Below are 23,306 nucleotides of genomic sequence, written 5' to 3' on the forward strand. Positions count from 1 at the left end.
TTACGCTATTTTTTTCTGTTGTTCATTTATACTAATAATTAATTGGCATAAAAGCACCAATAACACAGAAGAAAACATTAGCCCTGCGAAAGGTAACGCACTACCATCATAAAAATAAGCTAAAATTGGCCCAGCTAAAGCACCAACACCAAAACGTAAAGTGCCTATTACTGCAGTTGCAGTGCCTGATTGTTCCGGAAACTTAGTAAAAACTAAAGCATCAGAATTAACAGCAACCATTGAAATACTGCCCATTAACGGCAAAATAGATAACACAGTGAACACAACAGACATGGATAAGAGATTAACAGTAACCAAGGATGCTGATGAAATCAGCGAGATAATTAAGCCATAACGCAACATTTTTCTTGAGCCTTTACGAGAAACTAAACGCGCATTAATAAAATGTGCCGTCATTAGTCCAGCAACGTTAATACCAAATAAAACACTAAAGCTTAATTCTGAAACCTCATATACGGTTAAATAGACAAAGGGAATTGCCGTAATATAAGAAAAGAAGGCTAATGAAATCATCATTGAACTAATAATATCTAATCTAGCCTCATTATTAGAAAATACAATTTTATAGCGCTCTAAAAAATTAATCGGTTTAACCTGTTCCCCACTCTCTTTATCCGAATTGCTATTAGTAGAAGTAGTCTCAATTGCATCAGGTAAATATTTAATCGATAGCACTAAAACAACGATACTATAAAAAGCTAAAACATAAAAAATTAATTGCCAGCTGTGGGCTACCAATAAAATACTACCTATACTGGGTGCGATCATTGGCGCTACCATCATTATCATTGATACATATGACAACCCTTTTGCGGTATCTTTTTTATAATATTCTCGTATTGTTCCTGGAATAACCACGGTTGCTGCACTACTAATAAAAGCTTGTACAAAACGTAATGATAAGAATTGTTCAATATTTAGCGCGAAAGGTAATAGTAAGCTTGCCAATAAAAAACCACTGATACCAAATATCACCATCTTTCTTCGTGAATGTTGATCTGCCATTGGACCAAATAAAATCAAACCTAAAGCATAACCTAATAAGTAAATGCTTAAAGAGTTTTGTACCATAGGCATATCAGTGGCTAGATGTTCGGCTAAAATAGGCATCGCCGGCAAATAGAGATCAATAGCTAATGGTGATAAAGCCATAATAGATGCAAGTAAAGGTAAAAGTAATTTAAGTGATATCTGTACTGACTTTTCAGCCTTAACTGTGTTCTCGGATTCCACTAAAACGTGTCCTTTTGATCAATTTTACTATTAATGTTGTCGTTATGTGAGTATTTAAATACTAAACGACCTAACGTTTTGATTGCATTTTCTACTTGCTCATTCCACTGCACACCAAAGCTAATACGCATGTAATTAGCATACTTGCCTGACATTGAAAATATGATACCAGGGGCAAAACTTACCCCTTGCTCAATTGCTTCTTGAAAAAATTCACTAGTATTAACATGTGACTGACATCTAAGCCATAATACGCTCCCCCCTTGAGGCTTAGAAATACAGACCTCACTTGGAAAATGTTCGGCGATTAAAGCACGCATGCGTTCACAGTTGTAAATCAATTTCTTACGCAATACACTTAAATGGCGATCGTAGTCACCACTTTGAATATACTCGTTTAAAGTCCATTGTTGTAACATTGGAGTTGAACATGACTGTGCTCTTTTAACACGCTTTGCCTGCTCTTCAAACTTTCCGGGTAATAACCAGCCGATTCTATAACCGGGGGCCGCTGTTTTGGAAAATGACGAACAAGTCATCACTAATCCTTTTTCAGAATATAATTGTGCTGGTTTAGGTTTTTTCTCTGTAAAATACAGTTCGCTATAAACATCATCTTCGATTAACGGCAGATCATGTTTTTCAAGTAGACTCACGAGCGCTTGTCGTTGAACATCTGTTTTCATTGAACCCAATGGATTATTGATCGCAGATGAAAATAGGCAAGCTTTGATCGGGTGCTTATTAATTGCTTTGGTAAGATCATTTAAACAAACGCCCTCTTCTGTGCAGGTATAAATTTCTAAAGCCTTCATACCTAACGTTTCAATTAACTCGATAATGCCAAAAAAACACGGAGATTCTACCGCAATAATATCGCCTCTTTGGGCAACACATTGTAAAGCAATAGATAAGGCTTCTTGCGCACCATTCGTGATAACTATTTCATCTGAATTAATGACAATACCTTGTTCTTGATATCGAAAAGCTAGTTGCATACGTAATTTAGCATCGCCCGTTACAGGACCATAACTCACCGCTTTTTCTGCTACTTTTGATAAAACTGAACGCATTAATCTTGCCAGTGTTTTGTCTGGAGGATTAGCTTGAATAGGATTTGATATGCCTAAAGCAACAGTATTAGGTATATGTACCGCCTCGTACACTTGTTCTATCATATTACGACACTGAACAGTTGCAGGTGCACAATGAGACCACTTTGTTGGCATGGGTTTTAATGTTCGCGCTCGTTGCGCCATTAAGTAATAACCAGATTGCGGTCTAGCACAAACGCGCCCTTGGCGTTCTAATTCAATATAAGCTTGTTTGACGGTAGGGACACTTATTTCAAATTGACGACTTAACTTGCGTAAACTCGGTAACTTGTCCCCAGGTAATAAAACACCTGTTTTTTGTTGATAATCAATAAATTCGATAACTTGTTGATATAAGAAGGCAGGTGAAGTTTTATCAAGTAATTGCATAGCATAAATCTTTAGGCGATCAAAACTGTATAGGTTTCATTTTCATTATTTTGTATATGTTATTAAAACAAATAAACTCTATACTGTCATTCGCTTTCGCAATTTACCTTCATTTATTTGGTATCACTATCAAACAAAAAGAGATGAGAAAAATGAATAATAGTTTCCTCTACCTGATCACTGTCCTTATCTGGGGATCCACTTGGATTGCCATTAGTTACCAATTAGGTGATGTTGCTCCCGAGGCTTCTGTAACTTACCGGTTTGCCATTGCAGCGCTAATTTTATTTACTTTTGCAAAGTTAAAACGCTTACCGATGCATTTTTCTCTAAAACAACACGGCTTATTTGCAGCCTTTGGTATTTGTTTATTTGGATTAAACTACTTACTACTCTATAACGCGCAGCAACATATTAATTCAGCACTTACTTGCATTGCCTTTTCAACATTAATGTTGATGAATATTGTTAATACCAAGCTATTTTTTAAAACACAAATCACAAAGCAGGTTTATTTTGGTGGCGCATTTGGCTTATTAGGCATAGTTACTTTGTTTTGGCCGCAGTTAACCGACGTTACCTTAGGGGTTGCTACATTATTTGGGCTAGGTCTTTGCTTAATGGGAACTTTTTCTGCTTCTATAGGTAATATGATATCGATTAAAAACCAAAGAAATAATATACCTATTGTGCAAGCGAATGCATGGGGAATGCTCTATGGCGCTATTTTTACTAGCCTAGCAGTTATCGTACAAGGTAAGCAGTTTACTTTTTCATTTGAGCCAGCTTATTTAACGTCGTTAATTTACTTATCTCTTTTTGGATCTGTTATTGCTTTTGGTTGCTATTTAAGTTTAATGACGCGTATTGGCTCCCATAAAACGTCATATGCAAATATTATTTTTCCAGCTATTGCGGTATTTATTTCAACGATTGTAGAAGGTTTTGCTTGGAGTGAATTTACAGTGATTGGTTTAAGTTTTGTTTTGCTAGGTAACTTAATAGTATTAACTAAAACATCGACATTACAGCGGTTATTTAATGCTAAAGAAGCTGCAAAAGTTTAATGCTGACGGCACATTTACTCAATATATGAGATATTTGCCAATAGCACACGGCATAGCAGCTCCTTCCTGCTATGCCGTTTTTTTTTAAACCTATGACTATTAGATCACTCAACTAACTTAATATTAGCCCGTTATGATTAACCACCAATAGGAGAGCCAGGTGGCATATTAATTTCTTTAGGAATAACCACCCGTTTTCCTTCACTTAAACTAAAATCTATCTGCTGCTCGAGTAACTTAAAGTGTTCGGCTAACTTCTTATAATGGCGATCATCATTATTATCGTCTAACCAATTTTCGATATTTTTTAAGCTAGCTAACGTAGCACTACGTACTTCAGGTACTGATTTTGGTGAGTGCCATAACTCAAGCAGTTGTTCAATAACTTGTTGATTCACCCGCTGCTGTACTAATAACGCCAAACCACTTTCTGGACGTTGCTTTATTGTTTTATCAATAAGTTGTGAAATCAGCGCCTCAACAGAAAAAGCGCCCTTATGCGTTTTACCTTTTTTACTCTCTGTAAAATATAAACTTTCTTGCTGTGCTAAGCGCGCTAGTCGTTCAGCGTTTAACAGTAATGTTATGGTATGTTTAGCGCTAGCTTGTGCTGCAGAAACAGGGTCAAATGTAATACCTGTTTGTGAGTTAAAGCTTTCACGGTTACGATAATAACCATAAGCTTTAGGTGCTATCAGCTGAATTATACTTTCTGGAATTGTCAAAAAGTCACTGTTCAGTGTTGCTAATAATGATGATAAAGCTTGTTGCTGCATTTCGGCAGAAATAGTAACAAGCCCCTGCTGCTTAGCTTCTTGATTATCCTTTTTAAGTTCATAACTATAGCTTGAACCCGCTATTAATTTAACGGCAGCCTCTACTTGATAACGATGAAAATTATAAATAGGCACCAAGGTTTGCTCTAATTCAGACAAAGGTGTTCCAACAGCAATAGAGTTTAGACCAAAATCTGATAACGCTTTCTTACGTACTTGTATAACTCGCGTTAATTCAACCGCGGCATTGTCACCGTTATCCCACAAATGACCTGTACTTTGAGTACTTGACGACGAACGAGCATCAGGATCTGAAGCATATAAAAGCCCTTTTGCTTGTGTGTCAGCAACCAATGCTAATAACTGTTCTGACTCATTTTGATAATCGCCATAGCCATAAGCAATAACGTACTTATCCCATAGTCCAATATTTTCTTTATATGCATCAGATAAATCAATTTCGCCATGTTCATCAAGTGTTATATAAGGGTGTGGGTAATCCATAACTGATGCTCTATCATTAACACTAGCAGCAAAGTTATGCGCTATACCTAATGTATGACCAACCTCATGCGCTGAAAGTTGCCTAATACGTGCTAAGGCCATATTTTTCATCGCGCTTGTATCAGTATCTTTAGCAGTAAATGGCGATGTTAAACCTAACGCTATTAAATAATCTTGGCGTACACGTAGTGATCCAAGTGTCACATGACCTTTAATTATTTCTCCTGTACGAGGATCAATAACAGAGGCGCCATATGACCAACCTCGCGTTGCCCTATGTACCCACTGAATAACGTTGTAACGTACATCCATTGGGTCTGCATCAGCAGGCAGCATTTTTACTTGAAAAGCATCCTTATAGCCAATACTTTCAAATGCCTGATCCCACCACATCGCACCATCAATAAGCGCGGTACGTATTGGTTCAGGAACACCAGAATCTAGATAATAAACAATCGGCTCAATCGCGACACTGTTGCCGCTTACAGCGCTGCCTTTCTTCGCTAAGCGATGACGAGGGATTAAGCGTTTAATTAAGGGTTCATCTATTTTGCTAGCATAATCTGCGTAAGCTATTGACCAAAAGCCGCTAAAAGGGTGAAACTCTCTTGTTTGATAATTATCGTCAGGTAATTTAATTAAAGAATGATGTAAATGCACAGTAACCGAACTTGAGTCAGGTGTAACAGATTTTAAATGGCTGCCAGCACCTGAGCCAGTAAAGGTAACCATAGCTTCAAGCTCTGTATTTTCAGGAAAGGCTTTAGTGCGCTTTGCATATAAGGCACTGCGACTATTATCAACGTTGAAACTTCCTTGTTTTTTATCTTCTAATATTTGGCTAATATTATGAATATCTGATAATAAAAAAGGGGTGTAATCAATTAATACTTTTTGAGTGTTTTTCCCCGTATCAACCGTTTCATTTACGACGGTAAAGCCCCAGATAATCGAGCTAGCAAAAGCTTCATCTATTGATTTTTTTTCCAATAAATTATCTGAATCGGCGCGATAATAAGTGTTCAACTGTTTTAGAAAGACTTTCTTACCTACCCGTTCAAACTTTACTAAACGTGTGTCGCCAAGTTGCCCGCGATCTAAACCGATATCATTTGAACCAATTCCATGGGGTAAACTCGATTGAAATAAAAATTCTTGGCCAAAATTATCAATTTGAAGATAAACCTTTCCTTCATTTTTATCATGATAAAAAGAAAAATATCCTTGCTGAGCTATTTTACCTTTTGTAAACTCAGCAAAACCTACAGTGGCTTTTTCAGCAAAACTCATGGTTGAAATAACACAAAGTGATATAAATAATAGTCGATTGATAAAATTCATTTTTTTCCTTATTAATTAAACTAAATTAAAATGATTCACGGGTAGTATCTCAATAAAAATAAGTTTAAACCTTAGAAAGCAAAGTTAAACTTGTTATAATCAAGAGGAAAGCAAAATAAATAATTAAAAAATTACTATCAACTTTCAAAAAATAGACTGCTATTAACAGGAATGCACCCTCATTAATAGCCATTATAAAGTATACAACTTTAACGCTATAAGGTAACCCAATGCAACGACTCTCCCCTGCTCTACGCCAAGACAATGTTCCTGAAGATCTTATTTCACTGATAAAAACCATTTTAGCTGCAACCAAAGAAATTTCATTTCGTGTTAGCCAAGCTCATTTAGGCGGCTTAATGGGTTCAACATTAGATGAAAACATTCAAGGCGAAATACAGAAGAAATTAGACGTAGTTGCCAATGAATTATTTAAAGATATTGTACTTGAATCAGGTTTTGTTAAAGCAATATCATCAGAAGAAGAAGACACTTCTGTTGCAGGTAACCCTGTTGGTAAATATCTTGTTTCTTTTGATCCGCTAGACGGTAGTTCAAATATTGATATTAATTCACTAATTGGTACAATTTTTTCTATCCATAAAGCGCCTGAAGATATGGACCCAAGCAATCCTGATATGTTCAAGCAATCAGGCGACCATCAAGTTTGTGCTGGATATGTTTTATATGGTCCTGCCACTATGTTAGTAATGACAACGGGTAAAGGTACACATTTCTACGTGCTTGATAGAACCCATGGCGGATACCTTTTAGTTCACCGTAATGTACAAGTTCCTACAGATACTCAAGAGTTTGCTATCAATATGTCGAATCAACGATTTTGGCAAGAACCAATGAAAAACTACATTAAAGACTTAATTGACGGTGACACGGGGCCACGTGGTAAAAATTTCAACATGCGTTGGATTGCCGCTATGGTAGGTGATATTCACCGTGTATTATGTCGTGGAGGTTTATTCACTTACCCTACTGATAGTAAAAATCCAGAGCAACCAAATAAATTACGCTTAATGTATGAAGCTAACCCAATGTCGTTTTTAATTGAACAAGCGGGTGGATTAGCCATGACGAGTAAAGGCAGAATCATGGATATTGAACCTACCAGTATTCATCAGCGTGTTGAAGTTATTATGGGCTCTAAAAACGAAGTTGAAGCTTGCCTTACTTACTATAAGTAAACGTTTAAGCAGTTAGTAGAGTTACTGTTTATTTAGTGATATGAAATTTTATCCCCAAAAATACATATTGGGGATTTTAAATTTGCTTTACTTAGAAATAATGGCGAGCATCGCATCCGACCATTGAATAGATTCTTTATAAGTATCTAAGTAAGCTTCCTCATTCAACTTAATTGAATGAGAAGTGTTTTTAGCCTTCTCCCAATTCCCTTGCTCTAAGACCATAGAAAGTTCTAGATATTTCGCTAAATAATTATCTTTTTTCACAAGAGCTGTTTTAATATCTTCATGAATAGGCAAAATTTTCATTACATCACTAATACTTTGATTTAAGACCCCATCAATGTGAGATAACATTCCGGTTAAAAAAGCTTTTGGTGGGTTTTTTTTATCTTCTTGAATAGTAGATATTTTTTCACAAAATTTAGCTCTGATTAATGAAGACCTAAATATCTCTTCTGGTTTACCTTCGTTTAAATCAGCAAAAACCAATAATGCTATAAACTTTTTCAACTCAACATCACCAATATAGATTAATGCATGCTTTAAAGAGCTAATTTCTTTGCTTGGGCCATAACCCGGGCTATTAATAAAACGAAGTAATTTATATGTAAGCCCTAAATCTTTACTAAAAATATCACTAATCGCATCAAAATCAAATTCAGTGCTACAACTATGTTTCATTAAATCGATAAGGTGTTGTTTAGATGCTGTAATATTTACTTTCTTAAGCATTTCTGGTTTTGCAAAGAAGTAGCCTTGAAATAAAGTAAAACCTAACTCTTTTAATTGCTCAAACTCGATTAAAGTCTCTACTTTTTCAGCTAACCATTCAATTTTCATATCATGAAAACGAGGTAAAAAACGCTTAATATCCTCCATATTAACTTCAAAAACATCTACTTTAATGATATCAATAAAAGGTAAAAATACATCCCATTTAGTGTCAAAGTCATAGTCATCTAATGCAAGAGTATAACCTTTTGCCTTAAGTTTCTTACAAGCATTAATAAGTTCTTCACTTATAATCACACTTTCTAATATTTCAACGACTATATCCTTTTTATCTAAAAAAGTAGGGAAATGATGAACAAGTGCATTAGTATGAAAATTAATAAAAGCAGGTAAATTACCTGTAATTTCATTGATCCCTAATGTGAGTTGATTATCGACAATTATTTTTGATATAGCCTTATCTGCGTCTATATTAGGAAAAGAATTAGCCTCTCCATCACGAAATAACAACTCAAAAGCTACTGTTTCCTTTTTGAGATTCAGGATCGGTTGTCTAGCTATATATGAATCCAACTTACTTACCTTTGAATGCTTTAAATCAGTGTGTTAAATATAGAAGAGTTCTGTAATAAAGACAGGTTCATAACCTTATAATTTCAATAAGGTTAAAGATTATTTCTACTAAGCTAACGATACGATTTTTTTAATATAAATATCAAGTCGTTGAAGATTAAACTAAGAGAAGTCCACTTTATTCCTCTATTCAATTACTTAATTTTTTAGGTATATACTGTTTATGTTATTTAATCATCAATAGCCATTTTTATAGTGTTTACATAATAAAATAAACAATATAAAAAATGGATATCACCAATATTTTAAAATAATGAATATAATTCAACTAAAACATGCTTGATATAACGCTTTAAAACCGTACCCAGTAGCGAAAATATCGTCACTAAAATAGTTATTTGATATATTCGAATAATAATTAGTTTGTAGTAAACTATAGCGACTAATGGCGTTAAGCTCTATCCTACCTACATTTTTCTTGATAAAATATTGCCAATATTATTTTATCACCCGAGATTATTTCATGCCAAATTATGTTGTTGGTCACAAGATACCTGACTCAGACTCTATCTGCTCAGCCATCGCGTTATCGTATTTAAAAACGACTTTAGGAGAGGAAACTGTTCCTGCTCGTTTAGGTGAGCTTACTCCAGAAACCTTATTCATTTTAGATAAGTTCGGTTTTGAACAACCAGAGCTTAAAACTAGTTACGCCGGTGAAAACATATATATCGTTGATCACTCTGAGCGTACACAAGGGCCAGATGATGTAGATGACGCTACTATTTTGGGTATTATTGATCACCATAAATTAGGTGATCTTACTACTTCAACGCCGTTAGAAATATGGGTTCGTCCGGTAGGCTGTACCAACACTATTATCAAAATGATGTACGATTTTCACGATGTAGAAATTCCTAAAAACATTGCTGGTGCTATGATGTGTGCCATTTTAAGTGATACGGTTATTTTTAAATCTCCTACTTGTACTACCGCTGATATTAAATGTGTTGAAGCATTAGCAGAAATTGCTGGTATTGAAAATCCAACAGACTTAGGCATGGAAATGTTTAAAGTAAAATCTGCTGTTGAAGGTACTCCAGTAAGAGACCTAGTATTGCGTGACTTTAAAGACTTCAACATGAACGGAAACCTTGTTGGTATTGGTCAATTAGAAGTGATTGATTTAGCCATATTTGATGATATGAAAGCTGATCTAGAAGCAGATATAGCGAAACTTAAAACCGAAGGCAATCGTCATACTGTAATGCTTTTATTAACAGATATAATGAAAGAAGGCTCAGAGTTACTTGTTATTAGCGACAATGAAAATTTAGCCGAAGCTGCTTTTGGTAAAGCAACTACTGACGGAAAAGTATGGCTTGACGGCGTACTTAGCCGCAAGAAGCAAGTAGTACCACCTTTACAAGACGTTTTTGCTTAATCCACCTGAGCTCGGTTTAATTACTGATTTCAAAAATCACGTTATTTTAGTGACAAAAAAACCAGCAATTACTGGTTTTTTTATTTGTTTATAAAAGTATTCATATTGAAGATGAGATCTTTAGTAGTGAGTCGAAAGCACGGAGTTAACGCTAGTCATTACTCCGTACATCCTGTACTTCGCCTTAAGGCCATCCTTCGGATATTCGAATTATTTCCAAAAGAATTTATAAGTACTTTCAACAAAACTAATAAAGGGTTTCAGCAAAAATATTAGACTCTTTCGAACACGGTCGCTATCCCTTGCCCTAACCCTATACACATAGTGGCTAAACCAAGACTCACATCTTCACCTTCCATTAAGTTAATCAGTGTGCCCGAGATACGAGAGCCAGAACAACCTAATGGATGACCTAGTGCGATTGCACCACCATTCAAATTAATTTTATCCATTTTATCTTCTACTTTTAACGCTCTTACACAAGAAAGTGCCTGAGCAGCAAAAGCTTCATTGAATTCAAATAACTCAATATCTTCAATAGATAAACCAGCACGTTTTAATGCTTTTTTCGTCGCTGGTACAGGACCAAAGCCCATGGTTGACGGATCGCAACCAGCAACAGCCATACCACGAATTTTCGCACGAGGTGTTAAACCTAATGCTTTCGCTTTAGCTGCAGACATAACCAACATTGCTGAAGCACCATCTGAAAGCGCAGAAGATGTACCTGCCGTTACTGTACCATTAGCAGGATCAAACACTGGACGTAAAGCAGATAAGCTTTCAGCGGTAGTTTCAGGACGAATTACTTCATCATGCTCAACTAATGTCAAGGCGCCTGAAGCGTCATGACCTTGCGTTGCAACAATTTCATTATCCCAACGACCAGCCAATTGTGCTTCATAAGCTTTTTGGTGCGAGCGAGCTCCAAATGCATCTTGCATTTCACGAGTTATACCGTGTTGCTTACCAAGAAGCTCAGCAGTTAACCCCATGTTGCCAGAAGCTAAGGCGATATGCTTATTCAATGCAGGATCAAAATCAACATCGTACATCATAGGTACATGACCCATATGTTCAACACCACCAATTAAGAATACATCACCTTGACCACACATAATGCTGGTACTTGCTTGATGCAGTGCTTCCATAGAAGAACCACATAAGCGATTAACAGTAACACCACCAATAGATTTAGGTAAGCCTGCCAGTAATGATGCATTACGTGCAATATTAAAACCTTGCTCTTTAGTTTGCTTCACACAGCCCCAAATAACATCTTCGATATCTTCAGGATTTAACGCTGGATTACGTTTTAAAATTTCTTTCATTAAATGTGCTGATAATGCTTCAGCACGTACATTACGAAAAACACCGGCTTTAGAGCGCCCCATTGGAGTTCGTATGCAGTCTACAATTACAACTTCGTTCATTTTATTCTCCTTGGGTTAAGCGTTAGTTTTAACGTCTGTAGTGAAATAAGATTTACCCGATTTAGCCATACTACGTAGGCCATCAGTAACATGATATATTTCACCTAAATGCGCATATTTATCAGCCATAGCGATAAAGTTATTTAAACCTAATGTCTCTAAATAACGAATTGCACCACCTCTAAATGGTGGGAACCCTACACCATAAATTAAGCCCATATCAGCTTCAGCTGCTGTATCAACAACACCTTCTTCTAAACAACGAACAACCTCATTGACCATTGGAATCATCATGCGAGCAATAATTTCTTCACTAGTGAAGTCTTTTTTATCAGCACAATGTTGGCCCAATAATTCGTAAGCAACAGGGGCAGCTACTTTCATTGGACGACCACGTTTGTCTTTCATATGATCATAAAAGCCTGCACCATTTTTTTGACCTAAACGATCATTAGCATATAAAGTGCTTACAGGATCATTATCTATTTTAGTCATGCGAGTAGGAAAACCAGATGACATAACACCAGTACAGTGATCTGCTGTATCAATACCAACAACATCAAGTAGATATGCTGGACCCATAGGCCAACCAAATTGCTTTTCCATCACTTTATCAATCGCGGTAAAGTCTGCACCTTCAAGTACTAATTGACTAAAACCAGCAAAGTAAGGGAATAAAACACGGTTTACATAAAAACCAGGGCAGTCATTAACAACAATTGGTGATTTACCCATTTTAGCAGCATAAGCAACAACAGCAGCAACCGTTTCATCAGAAGTATCTTTACCGCGAATAACTTCTACTAATGGCATTTTGTTTACTGGGTTAAAAAAGTGCATACCACAAAAGTTTGCAGGACGTTTTATACTTTGTGCTAACAAATCAATTGAAATAGTAGACGTATTAGACGTAAGAATAGCGTCTTCACTGATTACCGATTCAACTTCGGCTAAAACCATCCCTTTAACTTTAGGGTTTTCAACAACCGCTTCGACAACAATATCAACATCTTTTACGCTGTCATAACTAAGAGAAGGTGTAATGTTATTAAGTACACCTGCCATTTTTTTAGCATCCATACGTCCGCGTTCAACTTGTTTAGTTAAAATGGCTGTCGCCGTTTTTAAACCTAGGTCTAGCGCTTGATCATTAATATCTTTCATAATGATTGGCGTGCCTTTATAAGCAGATTGGTAAGCGATACCACCACCCATGATACCAGCACCTAATACAGCAGCTTTGTTCACAGACTTGGTCGCCAACTTACTTGCTTTTTTGGCTTTACCTTTAATAACTTGGTCTGCCATAAACAAACCAATTTGCGCAGTTGCTTCGTCAGTTTTTGCTAATTTAGCAAAACCGGCATTTTCTACAGCCATAGCGCCAGCACGATCTAAACCTGCGGCCGCAATTAATGTATTAATCATCACCATTGGTGCAGGATAATGCTTGCCTGCTTTTGCTGCAATCATGCCTTTACACGTTGTCGAAGACATGATCATTTCTGTTTGAGATAACGTTAATGGCTCTAATTTAGCCTGACGTTTTACACGCCAATCTAATTTCCCATCAATAGCAAGTTTAAGCATACTAATTGCTGCTGAACGTAAAGTTTCTGGTTTAACAACCGCATCAACAAGGCCTTGTGCAAGTGCCGCTGACGCTTTAAATGCTTTACCTGTTGACATCCACGTAGCTGCATTATCAAAACCAATGATACGAGGTAATCTAACGGTACCACCAAAACCAGGCATTAAGCCTAACTTCACTTCAGGTAGTCCTATACTAGTATTAGTATCAGCAACACGATAATCACATACTAAGGTCATTTCACAACCGCCACCTAAAGCAATACCATTAATGGCCGCGATAGTCGGTAATTGAATATCTTCGAATGAATCGAAAACATCAGAAGCACTTTTAGCCCAAGAAACTAATTGCTCTTCTGGTTGATTAAATGAACTTAAAAATTCAGTGATGTCAGCACCTACAATAAATGTTGATTTTCCAGACGTAACCATCACGCCTTTTGCATCACCACAATTATTAATTGCCGCCACAACAGCCCTGTATTCTTCAAAGGTTGCTTGATCAAATTTATTTACTGATCCCTGAGCATCGAATTTAAGTTCTACAATGCCGTCTTCTAGTAACTGGGCTGAAAGGCTCTTGCCTTGATATATCATGCTTTGTCTCCTTCACCTAAAAGTGGTGTTGATGTATTGATGATTATTGATATTTCTCTATATTTTTAGTCGATGTTTATCTACTAAAAGGTATAGAGAACTAATAATAGCTGACTGAGTGTGCCTTGAAATATAATGAATAGCAAATTTATTTAAACGTTTGTTTTAATCGTTTGTATTAATTTTATTTCAATCACACTAACTTACTGTTCTTTATGAAAACATAAAGATTTAAATGTCGAATACATAATTTTTTATCACTATCAATTGGCGTAAAGTATAGCTAATATTTTTAATATCACACTTTGAAATGTACTTATGATACGTTTTTTTAAAACGCTTTAATCAGCCTGAGCACTTATTATTATGAGACCCTGAGCCAATCATTAACTCTACAATGGATTGATAAAGATAAAACAGCTCACTTTCTCGGTAAAATGCTGTCTGTAAAAGCAATGGCTTCGCTGCTCGCTTTTTCGAGTATTTGGCTTTTAATGGAGATTTTAAGTTGGTCTTATCATCTAACTTATACTTTATTTGGGGGTATAGGTTTGTTATTCACCCTTATATTAGCCTTGTCTTTTTGGCACTTTAAAGAAAAAACAGAACAAACAAAAAAATTGTTATCAGGAAACGTTATTGGTTATTTTATGCCCTCACTTTTTTTAGTGGCGCTAGGAGACAAATTTTCGTTGTTTTTGCCGGTTTTTTAATGGTAGAAAAATTTCACTATAGCGTTGCAGATATCAGCGCTTTATTTTTGATTAATTATATTTTTAACTGGTTGTTTGCTGCAAAAATAGGGAAGTTAATTGGAATAATTGGCGAACGTTCAGTATTAAGGTTTGAATATATAGGTTTAGTTATTGTATTTATTTGCTACGGCTTAGTCGAAAACGCCAATCTTGCTGCAGCATTGTATGTAATCGATCATTTATTTTTTGCACTCGCCATTGCAATTAAAACTTATTTCCAAAAAATTGCGCAACCCGAAGATATTGCGGCAACCGCAGGTGTAAGCTTCTCTATAAACCATATTGCAGCTGTGGTAATTCCTGCACTGTTAGGAATATTATGGATTGTACAACCTACTTGGGTATTCTATATAGGGGCTGGATTTGCACTATGCTCTTTATGCTTTGCCATGCTAATTCCTGACGAACCAGCACAAGGGAATGAAATACGCATAGCGAGTAACGCTTAGGTAAAATAATGACAACAATGAAGAGTCTTGAATTATTAGGCAAAGTTAATAGTCACATTATTCGTAGCTATTAACTTTGCGTTTTAATTGATATTTAAACTGCTTTTTAACCTAACAGTAATATCAGTTTAATGGTTAAGTATGGCTTTTAAGAAATGTTAAGAACTCATCAGAAGGCATCGGCTTGGCATAATAGAAACCTTGTACTTCATCACAACCTAACTCAATTAATCTCTCTTGCTGTTCAATTTCTTCAATACCTTCAGCAATAACCTTTAAGTTCATTTTTTTACCTAAATCAATAATTGTTTCAGCAATCACTGATTGATCTTCTTGTGCAATATCGCGAATAAAAGCCCTATCCACTTTAAGGCGATCTAAAGGAAGCTTTTGTAAATAACTCATCGATGAAAAGCCAGTACCAAAATCATCAAGTGCAATACTAATGCCTTGCCTTTTTAACTTAACTAACGCATCAATGACTACTTCAGGGTCATCCATTAAAATATTTTCAGTAATTTCTAATTCTAATTTACAAGGTAATATTTGATGTTTTTGCGTTGCATTCAATACCACATCAACAAAATTACAACACCTAAATTGAGGTATTGAGACATTCACAGAGATAGTAATATTATCGAATTTCTTTTCTTCTAATAGTTTAATTTGCGAACAAGCTTGATTAATTACCCATTCCCCTATTTCAACAATTAGACCAGAATATTCAGCTAATGGAATAAAGACCGCAGGAGAAATAAAGTTACCATCAATTGTTCGCCAACGAAGTAAGGCTTCAGCGCCAATCACTTTGCCTGAACTTAATGACAGCTGAGGTTGATACCATAACTCAAGGCGTCCCTCTGAAAAATCATTGCGTAGTTGCCTAATCATATTCAAACGCCATTGCGTTTCGTCTTCTAACTCAGGATTATAATAAGCAAAATGTGTTTCACGTTTTTTCTTAGCGAGGTTTAAAGCAATATTAATTTGATTAAGTACTTTTACACCGCTGCTACTCGCGTGTTCTTTCGTACAAAAACCAAAACAGGCATTTATCGGCAGTTTTTGTTCACCTGCAGTGAATGGGTGTTCAAATAACGCCAATAAAGCATCAGGTGTTACAATTTCTTGAGAGCCAATAATACCAAATACATCAGCGCCAACACGCGCAATTTCACAGCTACTACATATGCTTTGTAGTCGTTGAGAAACAGCAGATAATAATTGATTACCTATTTCCTGACCCAAAGCATCGTTAACATCGCTAAAATGATTCAAATCAATAAGTGCTGCCACATAATTATTAGGTGCATTCTCACTAAAGGTTTCAAGCATACGTACAAATTCTAATCTATTAGGTAAATTAGTTAACCAATCTTTATACGCTGCATTTTTAAGCTTTTGAAATAAGTGTACATTTTCATAACCGATTGAAACACCAGTTACGAATACTTCTAATAATTGTTTTTGAATATCCCGAAGAGGTTCAGTTAGGGTTAAATAAACAACGGCGCGACATCCACCTCTTGCGATATACAAGCATAGGCCATCATTAAAATATTGATGCTCTTTTTGTGTAAAACACGTTTGCATGTATTGATTAATTTGTACATTTTCTAAAGTTGCTAATTTTTGATTAGGTAGAGATAACGAAAAACCCTGCTGCGCAATAATATAAAGGCTCAAATCATCGGTATTGTCTATAATACCTTGCCCTCTAGCACAAAATAAACCTTGAACATCTTGATTTATCAGCTGGGTTAATTGGCTTAAAGTACCTTGGGTATATTCGGCTATAGAGTGTAATTCAAGAAGGCCAGAAGAGCCTGAAACTATTTTTTCTAAACCTTGACGGCTTTCTGTGACCGCTGCAATTTGTTGGTAAGAGCGGATTGCGGCATAAACGGTAGTAACGAGTTTTCGTCGTGTTAGCTCTGTTTTCGTTTTATAATCATTTATATCGTATTCTTTAATAACACTTTCTTCAGGTGCATAACCTGGTTGCCCTGTTCTTAAGACAATACGTATATCTTGACGATTTAATTCTTCACGAATATATTTTACAACCGTTAAACCGGCATTATCCGTTTCCATTACAACATCAAGTAATACTAGAACTATATCTGGGTTGCTTTTGATTACCTGACAAGCATCTTTACCAGAATAGGCATGAAAATATTCTAAACGTCGACCCAGTACTATTAAGTCTGATAAGGCTAATTGGGTAACTGAATGAATCTCAGGATCATCATCAACAATCAGAACCTGCCAGACTCCATCACCAGTGCCTTCTAAAACCTCTTCTTCATCACTATCATCGATAAATAGAAAGTCGTCTTGTGAATTTTCAGATGCGTGCATATCGTCCTTAAGCAATTAGCTTGTTGCTAATTAAATTTGAATTTCTATCAATTATTTATCATTGTTCTTTCGTATTCTATAACTATAACTGAACTATACCTTATTGCTACTTTTTTGAAGCATTCTTTTATTTTTTCATTTGAATAACTTCAATTTAGCTAAATATACATTTCTATAGCTACTATTTTTAATAGTATTCTCATTAAATAAATCATTAACAGACTACCTATTGATAGGTAAATTCATTTAAATAAGTAATCAATCTTATTGGAGAATATAAAATTATTATTTATATTTCAAATAGTTAATAAATATTAACCTAGTATTAAGTTATATAATAAAAGTCATTTTGACAAATTTCAATAAACCAATACAATTAAATTATATTTGTACCACTATATGCTTGGTAGTATATTATTTTATATCAATAAATAGCGATAAAGCCTATCACTATATTGATATTGCTCAGATATTTTTAGTATGGAGTACTAACTTGAACCCAGATAAATCAGCTGTCGTTGTTATTGATCAGGATGAAGATAATCAATGCAATCTTCCAGTGGAAGGAGCTTCCATTGACAATAATGTTGAGACGCCAACACACAAGCAATTTTTCAAAATAACTCAGCTATTTGGTGTAGAAGCCCCTCTATTACCTCCTGAAAAACAAATGCCACTTCAAGATCGTAGTACTAAACGTGAAAGGTTAGCAAGTCTGCGAAAACAAGAAAACATTGAAGAAATCATGGTGAAAACATTTGCATTTTGTGCAAGTAAACCACTAGATAAAAGACCCGATTTAGATTGGTTTAATCGTTATATTAGCTTAGCTGAAAATGTGAGTAACCCCACAATGCAAGATTTATGGGCCAAGATACTTGCCGGAGAATTAGCGCGTCCGGGTTTATATTCACTTAAAGCATTAAAAGTTTTTCGGGATATGAGTATTGTCGATGCTAAGTTATTGGCGAAAGCCTGCTCTTTAGCGGTAAAAGATAACAGTAAAAAAAATATTCGTATCATCTCGGGGTCATACCAACAACCAGGACTATTAAACTTTTTTAATCAAGAGAGGCAGCAGTACATAAATTTAAGCCATTTTGGTTTAAATTATGCTGATATATTATCTTTAGCAGATAACAAATTGATTTTTCAACAAGAAAGTGAATCAAGTATGATGAGAAGTGGAGAGGTATTTAGTTTTTACTATAATGGTGCACCATTAAAACTAACGAGCAAGAAAAATAATATTGCCTTGCAGTTTTATAAATTTACATCTATTGGTGCCGAGCTAGCAAACTTAATTATAGATAAACCAAACAAAGAGTTTTTTTCTTTCTTAAAAGAACAACTAACTCACCACTTTGACGTAGTGAGTAGCTAGTATAGTTGGCCTTGCTTAAATCCCATCGCCATCAGTATGCAAACCACATTCACGTTGTCCACCACCAAAGCGTGTTTCTTCTTCAGTCATGCCTAACGTTAATGGTCTTGTACTGTGTACATCGCCTACTGATACATAACCCTCATCCCAAAGTGGGTGATATGGCAAGTTATGTTTAGTTAGGTATTGGTGAACGTCTTTGTTGCTCCAATCAATAATTGGGTGCACTTTATAACGTCCACGTAATGTACCAACAACACCTAGGCCTTGACGATGCTCTGATTGCTGACGTCGAACACCTGAGAACCACGTTTGTGCATTAAGATCAGTTAAACCACGCTCTAATGGCTCAACTTTATTACGACGATTGTAAGCTTTCAACGCTTCATCTGTTGATGCCCATTCTTCGCCATATTTAGCCATTTGCCAAGCTGCACTTTCTTTTGCTTGATATACTTTCAAGTTCAAGTTTAAGCGATCTGTTAATTGTTCAATAAATTGATACGTTTCTGGAAACAAATGCCCAGTATCAGTTATTAACACAGGTATATTACTATCCACTTGCGTTAATAAGTGCAACATAACTGCCGATTGAATACCAAAACTTGATGATAAAACAAATGCACCCGGCAAGTTTTGCATTGCCCATTCAGCACGTTGTTGTGCTGTTTGCTTTTCAAGTGCAAGGTTCCACTGAGCGAGTTCCGGATCAGGAAACACAAGTTCAGCGGCGGTTGCTGCTTTAAGCATGATGAAAATCTCTAAAACTAACGATTACTTGCTCAACAATTCCAGCACGAATAACAAAGTCACCAAAAGCTTCACCATCGTTACGCTCTGTAGCCCAACGAGCACTTAGTTCATCAATTTCACTTAATACACCCGCTTCATCAACATTTTCTTTATAAAGCTTAGGTACTCGAGAACCCGCTAAATCACTACCTAAATACATATTGTATTTACCTGGACCTTTACCAACAAGGCCTATTTCAGCAAGCATCGCTCGTCCGCAACCATTTGGACACCCAGTGACACGTAGGATAATACTGTCATCTTTCAACCCATTTTTAGTTAGAATTTTTTCTACATCATCAACTAAACCAGGTAAATAACGCTCAGCTTCAGCCATCGCTAATGGACAAGTTGGAAATGCAACACATGCCATAGAGCTTTTACGTTGGTTAGAAACACCATCATTAATTAAGCCATGATCACGTGCCAACTGTTCAATGATTGCTTTATCTGCAGCATCTACGCCTGCGATAATCAAATTTTGGTTTGCAGTTAAACGGAAATCACCTTTGTGTATCTTTGCAATTTCACGCATGCCCGTTTTTAATGCTTTACCATCAACACCTTCAAAATCAAGGATACGGCCATTCTCAATGAATAAAGTTAAATGATGCTTACCATCAATACCTTCAACCCAGCCAAAACTATCGCCACGGTGAGTAAATTCATATGAACGTGAATCTGAAAATTTAATACCCGCTCTACGCTCTACTTCCGCTTTGAATGTATCAACACCAACACGATCTAACGTGTATTTAGTTTTAGCATTTTTACGGTTAACACGGTTACCCCAGTCACGCTGAGTAGTAACAACAGCTGCAGCAATAGCTAAAGTGTGCTCTTTTGGAATAAAACCAAAATCATCAGCACAACGTGGATAAGTAGCATTATCGCCATGTGTCATGGCTAAACCACCACCAACAAGTACGTTAAAGCCAATAAGTTCACCATTTTCACTAATAGCAACAAAATTCAAATCATTAGCATGAACGTCTATATCGTTATTTGGAGGAATAACAACCGTCGTTTTAAATTTACGTGGTAAGTAATTACTACCTAAAATAGGCTCTATTTCTTGCTCTTCAGTAGTTTCAACACGCTCTTCATCTAACCAAATCTCAGCATAAGCACGAGTTTTGGGTAATAAATGTTCACTGATCTTAGTTGCCCATTCATAAGCTTCTTGATGTAATGAAGACTCAACTGGATTAGACGTACAAAGTACATTACGGTTAACATCACCAGCGGTTGCAATTGAATCTAAACCAACGCTATTTAATGTTTGATGCATTAACTTAATATTTGGCTTTAATACACCATGAAATTGAAAAGTTTGACGTGTAGTTAAACGAATACTGCCGTAAGAAGTGTAATCATCAGCAAATTTATCAATCGCTAACCATTGGTCAGTATTAATAATACCACCAGGTAAACGTGCACGAAGCATTACGTTATGTAATGGTTCTAGCTTTTGCTTTTGACGTTCAGCACGAATATCACGATCATCTTGTTGGTACATACCGTGAGTACGTATCAACTGGAAGTTATCGCTAGTAAAGCCACCAGTAATTCTATCTTGTAGATCTTCTACAATTGTACCTCGAAGGTAGTCGCTTTCCGCTTTTAAACGTTCGTTATCAGCCTGCTTACCTTCAACAATTAATACAGGGTTTTCAACTTTTGTGAAATCGTTGCTCATTAGTAAACATCCTTCTGGTAACGCTTGTTAGATCTAAGTGATTTTAAATAATCTTCGGCTTGTTCTGTACTTAATTTGCCATGCTCTGCAATAATCTCTATCAAGATTTGATGAACATCTTTCGCCATACGGTTAGCATCGCCACAAATATATAAATGTGCACCACGCTCTAACCAAGCAAAAACATCGCTAGCTTGTTCTTTTAATCTGTCTTGTACGTAGATTTTTTCTGCTTGGTCACGAGAAAAAGCAACATCCATACGTGTAAGTAGGCCAGATTTTAAATAGTTCTGCCATTCAACTTGATATAAGAAGTCTTGAGTGAACGTTTGATCACCAAAGAACATCCAGTTATCACCCGTAGCTTCACGTGCTTCACGCTCTTGCATGAAAGCTCTAAATGGTGCAACCCCCGTACCTGGACCAATCATAATAACTGGCGTGTCGTCTGACTGAGGTAAACGGAAGTTGTCGTTATGTTCAACAAAAACACGTACTTTTTGGCCTTCGTCTAAACGGTTTGCTAAGAAACCTGAAGCACCACCAGTACGGCTTTCGCCATTAGCGTCAAAATTAACTAAACCAACAGTTAAATGAACTTCTTCTTCAACTTCAGCTTGTGCTGATGCAATAGAATATAAACGCGGTGTAATTTTACGTAATGCATCAACAAACGTTTGTGCATCAACATCAGCCTTAGCAATTTTCACTACATCAATAATTTGATGCTCGCCTGCAAATTCACGCGCTGAGTTTTTATCACTCGCAACCTCAGTTAACTTAGCGTCTTTAGACTGTAGAGCCCAAAACTCAATAAACGAAGGCGCTGTTTGTGTAATTTCTAATTGACTGATTAAGGCATTCTTTAAGGTAAACTCTTGTACTTCACCTGAAACTTTTAGTGACACTTTCTCATCGCCTGAGAAACTAAGTTCACTTAATAAGTTGTCAACAAGTACTTCATCATTTTCAAACCAAACACCTAATGCATCACCTACTTGGTAAGTTAAACCAGATTCACCTAAGTCAATTTCAATGTGACGAACATCTTTAGCAGAATCTCGACCCGTGATTTTTTGACTTAATGAAAACTCTGCCGCTAATGGGTTTTGTTTAGAATATTGACTCGCTGCACCCGCGGTTGGCAAACCATCAACTCCACCGACACTTGCCGCAGTAGTTGTAGCTGTTTGAGTAAGTTCGTCTTTTAACGATTCAACAATGCTTGAAGTCCAAGCTTCACAATCGCTGTCGTAATCAACATCACAATCTACACGAGGAGCAACTTGCTTAGCACCTAACGCTTGTAAGCGTTCGTCAAAATCTTTACCTGTTTGACAGAAAAATTCATAACTGCTGTCACCTAACGCTAATACGCTATAGTGTAAGTTAGGTAACTTAGGCGCTTTTTTACCCAATAAGAATTCATGAAACTCAATAGCGTCATCAGGTGCTTCACCTTCACCATTAGTACTCGCAACGATTAATAGGTGTGTTTCATTTTTTAATGATGACTTAGCTTTATAATCAGCAGTATTTTTTAATACCACAGAGATACCAGCAGCTTTAGCGCTAGCAGCAAGTTTACTTGCCACGCCTTTAGCATTGCCTGTTTGTGAAGCATATAAAATAGTTAAGGTTTTCGCGGCAACAGCAGCTAACGCCGCTACAGGTGAAATTTGTGCATTCGCACCTTGCTCACTTTTTGCAGCTAAATAACCACTTGCCCAAGCAAGTTGTAATGACGAATAACCAGACGTAGCTTGTTGTAGTAAAACAAGTTGATTAGCATCAAGTGAACTTGATACTGTATTTGAATTTTGCTGCTCTTGTGGCATAAGAATATTCACCCATAACAATATATAGGTA

14 protein-coding genes and 1 pseudogene are annotated in these 23,306 nt (G+C 36.2%); 5 read left to right on the top strand and 10 right to left on the bottom strand.

Annotated features, from left to right (window positions below):
* The gene (locus GQS55_RS15975) at nt 1-1,254 is read right to left on the bottom strand and encodes a multidrug effflux MFS transporter (protein WP_268892409.1); all 1,254 of its coding nucleotides are present in this window, start codon (nt 1,252-1,254) and stop codon (nt 1-3) included.
* Entirely contained in the window at nt 1,254-2,738 is a 1,485-nt protein-coding gene (locus tag GQS55_RS15980) for an aminotransferase-like domain-containing protein (protein WP_159821437.1), read from the bottom strand. The genes GQS55_RS15975 and GQS55_RS15980 overlap by 1 nt, the downstream gene beginning before the upstream one ends.
* A 152-nt stretch (nt 2,739-2,890) precedes the next feature.
* On the opposite strand from GQS55_RS15980, the gene GQS55_RS15985 reads away from it, so the two are divergent.
* Nucleotides 2,891-3,805 (top strand): DMT family transporter, encoded by a 915-nt coding sequence (locus GQS55_RS15985; RefSeq protein ID WP_159821438.1) that lies wholly within the window; start codon nt 2,891-2,893, stop codon nt 3,803-3,805.
* A 137-nt stretch (nt 3,806-3,942) separates the two neighbouring features.
* Here GQS55_RS15985 and GQS55_RS15990 read toward each other — a convergent pair whose 3' ends face one another.
* Nucleotides 3,943-6,426 carry a zinc-dependent metalloprotease gene (locus GQS55_RS15990; RefSeq protein WP_159821439.1) on the bottom strand — a complete coding sequence of 828 codons (2,484 nt, stop codon included), beginning with the start codon at nt 6,424-6,426 and terminating at the stop codon, nt 3,943-3,945.
* A 230-nt stretch (nt 6,427-6,656) separates the two neighbouring features.
* Between GQS55_RS15990 and GQS55_RS15995 the strand changes: the two genes are divergently transcribed.
* Complete coding sequence (locus tag GQS55_RS15995) at nt 6,657-7,625, top strand: class 1 fructose-bisphosphatase (RefSeq protein WP_159821440.1); 969 nt, start codon at nt 6,657-6,659, stop codon at nt 7,623-7,625.
* Between the two features lie 87 nt (nt 7,626-7,712).
* On the opposite strand, the gene GQS55_RS16000 is transcribed toward GQS55_RS15995, so the two are convergent.
* On the bottom strand, nt 7,713-8,933 hold the full coding sequence (locus tag GQS55_RS16000) for an EAL and HDOD domain-containing protein (protein ID WP_159821441.1): 1,221 nt from the start codon (nt 8,931-8,933) through the stop codon (nt 7,713-7,715).
* A 523-nt stretch (nt 8,934-9,456) separates the two neighbouring features.
* On the opposite strand from GQS55_RS16000, the gene GQS55_RS16005 reads away from it, so the two are divergent.
* Entirely contained in the window at nt 9,457-10,377 is a 921-nt protein-coding gene (locus tag GQS55_RS16005) for a manganese-dependent inorganic pyrophosphatase (protein ID WP_159821442.1), read from the top strand.
* A 272-nt stretch (nt 10,378-10,649) separates the two neighbouring features.
* On the opposite strand, the gene fadA is transcribed toward GQS55_RS16005, so the two are convergent.
* Both fadA and fadB read right to left on the bottom strand, forming a co-directional pair.
* Nucleotides 10,650-11,810 (bottom strand): acetyl-CoA C-acyltransferase FadA, encoded by a 1,161-nt coding sequence (gene fadA, locus GQS55_RS16010; protein ID WP_159821443.1) that lies wholly within the window; start codon nt 11,808-11,810, stop codon nt 10,650-10,652.
* 15 nt (nt 11,811-11,825) lie between these two features.
* Nucleotides 11,826-13,997 (bottom strand): fatty acid oxidation complex subunit alpha FadB, encoded by a 2,172-nt coding sequence (gene fadB, locus GQS55_RS16015; RefSeq protein WP_159821444.1) that lies wholly within the window; start codon nt 13,995-13,997, stop codon nt 11,826-11,828.
* Nucleotides 13,998-14,338: 341 nt separating this feature from the next.
* Between fadB and GQS55_RS16020 the strand changes: the two are divergent.
* Nucleotides 14,339-15,201: pseudogene (locus GQS55_RS16020) on the top strand (MFS transporter); the annotation flags it as partial.
* 135 nt (nt 15,202-15,336) lie between these two features.
* On the opposite strand, the gene GQS55_RS16025 reads toward GQS55_RS16020, so the two are convergent.
* Nucleotides 15,337-17,562, bottom strand: coding sequence for a bifunctional diguanylate cyclase/phosphodiesterase (locus tag GQS55_RS16025; RefSeq protein ID WP_159821445.1), 2,226 nt, complete (start codon nt 17,560-17,562; stop codon nt 15,337-15,339).
* Between the two features lie 493 nt (nt 17,563-18,055).
* On the opposite strand from GQS55_RS16025, the gene GQS55_RS16030 reads away from it, so the two are divergent.
* Nucleotides 18,056-18,946: a TIGR03899 family protein gene (locus GQS55_RS16030; RefSeq protein ID WP_236559673.1), complete on the top strand. Its 891-nt coding sequence runs from the start codon at nt 18,056-18,058 to the stop codon at nt 18,944-18,946.
* Between the two features lie 15 nt (nt 18,947-18,961).
* Here the strand turns inward: GQS55_RS16030 and GQS55_RS16035 are convergent, their stop codons facing one another.
* The 3 genes from GQS55_RS16035 to GQS55_RS16045 are packed head-to-tail and all read right to left on the bottom strand — an operon-like array spanning nt 18,962 to nt 23,275.
* Nucleotides 18,962-19,696: a phosphoadenylyl-sulfate reductase gene (locus GQS55_RS16035; RefSeq protein ID WP_159821446.1), complete on the bottom strand. Its 735-nt coding sequence runs from the start codon at nt 19,694-19,696 to the stop codon at nt 18,962-18,964.
* Entirely contained in the window at nt 19,689-21,437 is a 1,749-nt protein-coding gene (cysI, locus tag GQS55_RS16040; RefSeq protein WP_159821447.1) for an assimilatory sulfite reductase (NADPH) hemoprotein subunit, read from the bottom strand. Before cysI ends, GQS55_RS16035 begins: the two co-directional genes overlap by 8 nt.
* On the bottom strand, nt 21,437-23,275 hold the full coding sequence (locus tag GQS55_RS16045; protein WP_159821448.1) for an assimilatory sulfite reductase (NADPH) flavoprotein subunit: 1,839 nt from the start codon (nt 23,273-23,275) through the stop codon (nt 21,437-21,439). The genes cysI and GQS55_RS16045 overlap by 1 nt, the downstream gene beginning before the upstream one ends.
* Between the last annotated feature and the right edge of the window lie 31 nt (nt 23,276-23,306).

The organism is Colwellia sp. 20A7, assembly GCF_009832865.1.
In the GTDB taxonomy this organism is placed as follows: Bacteria; Pseudomonadota; Gammaproteobacteria; order Enterobacterales; family Alteromonadaceae; genus Colwellia.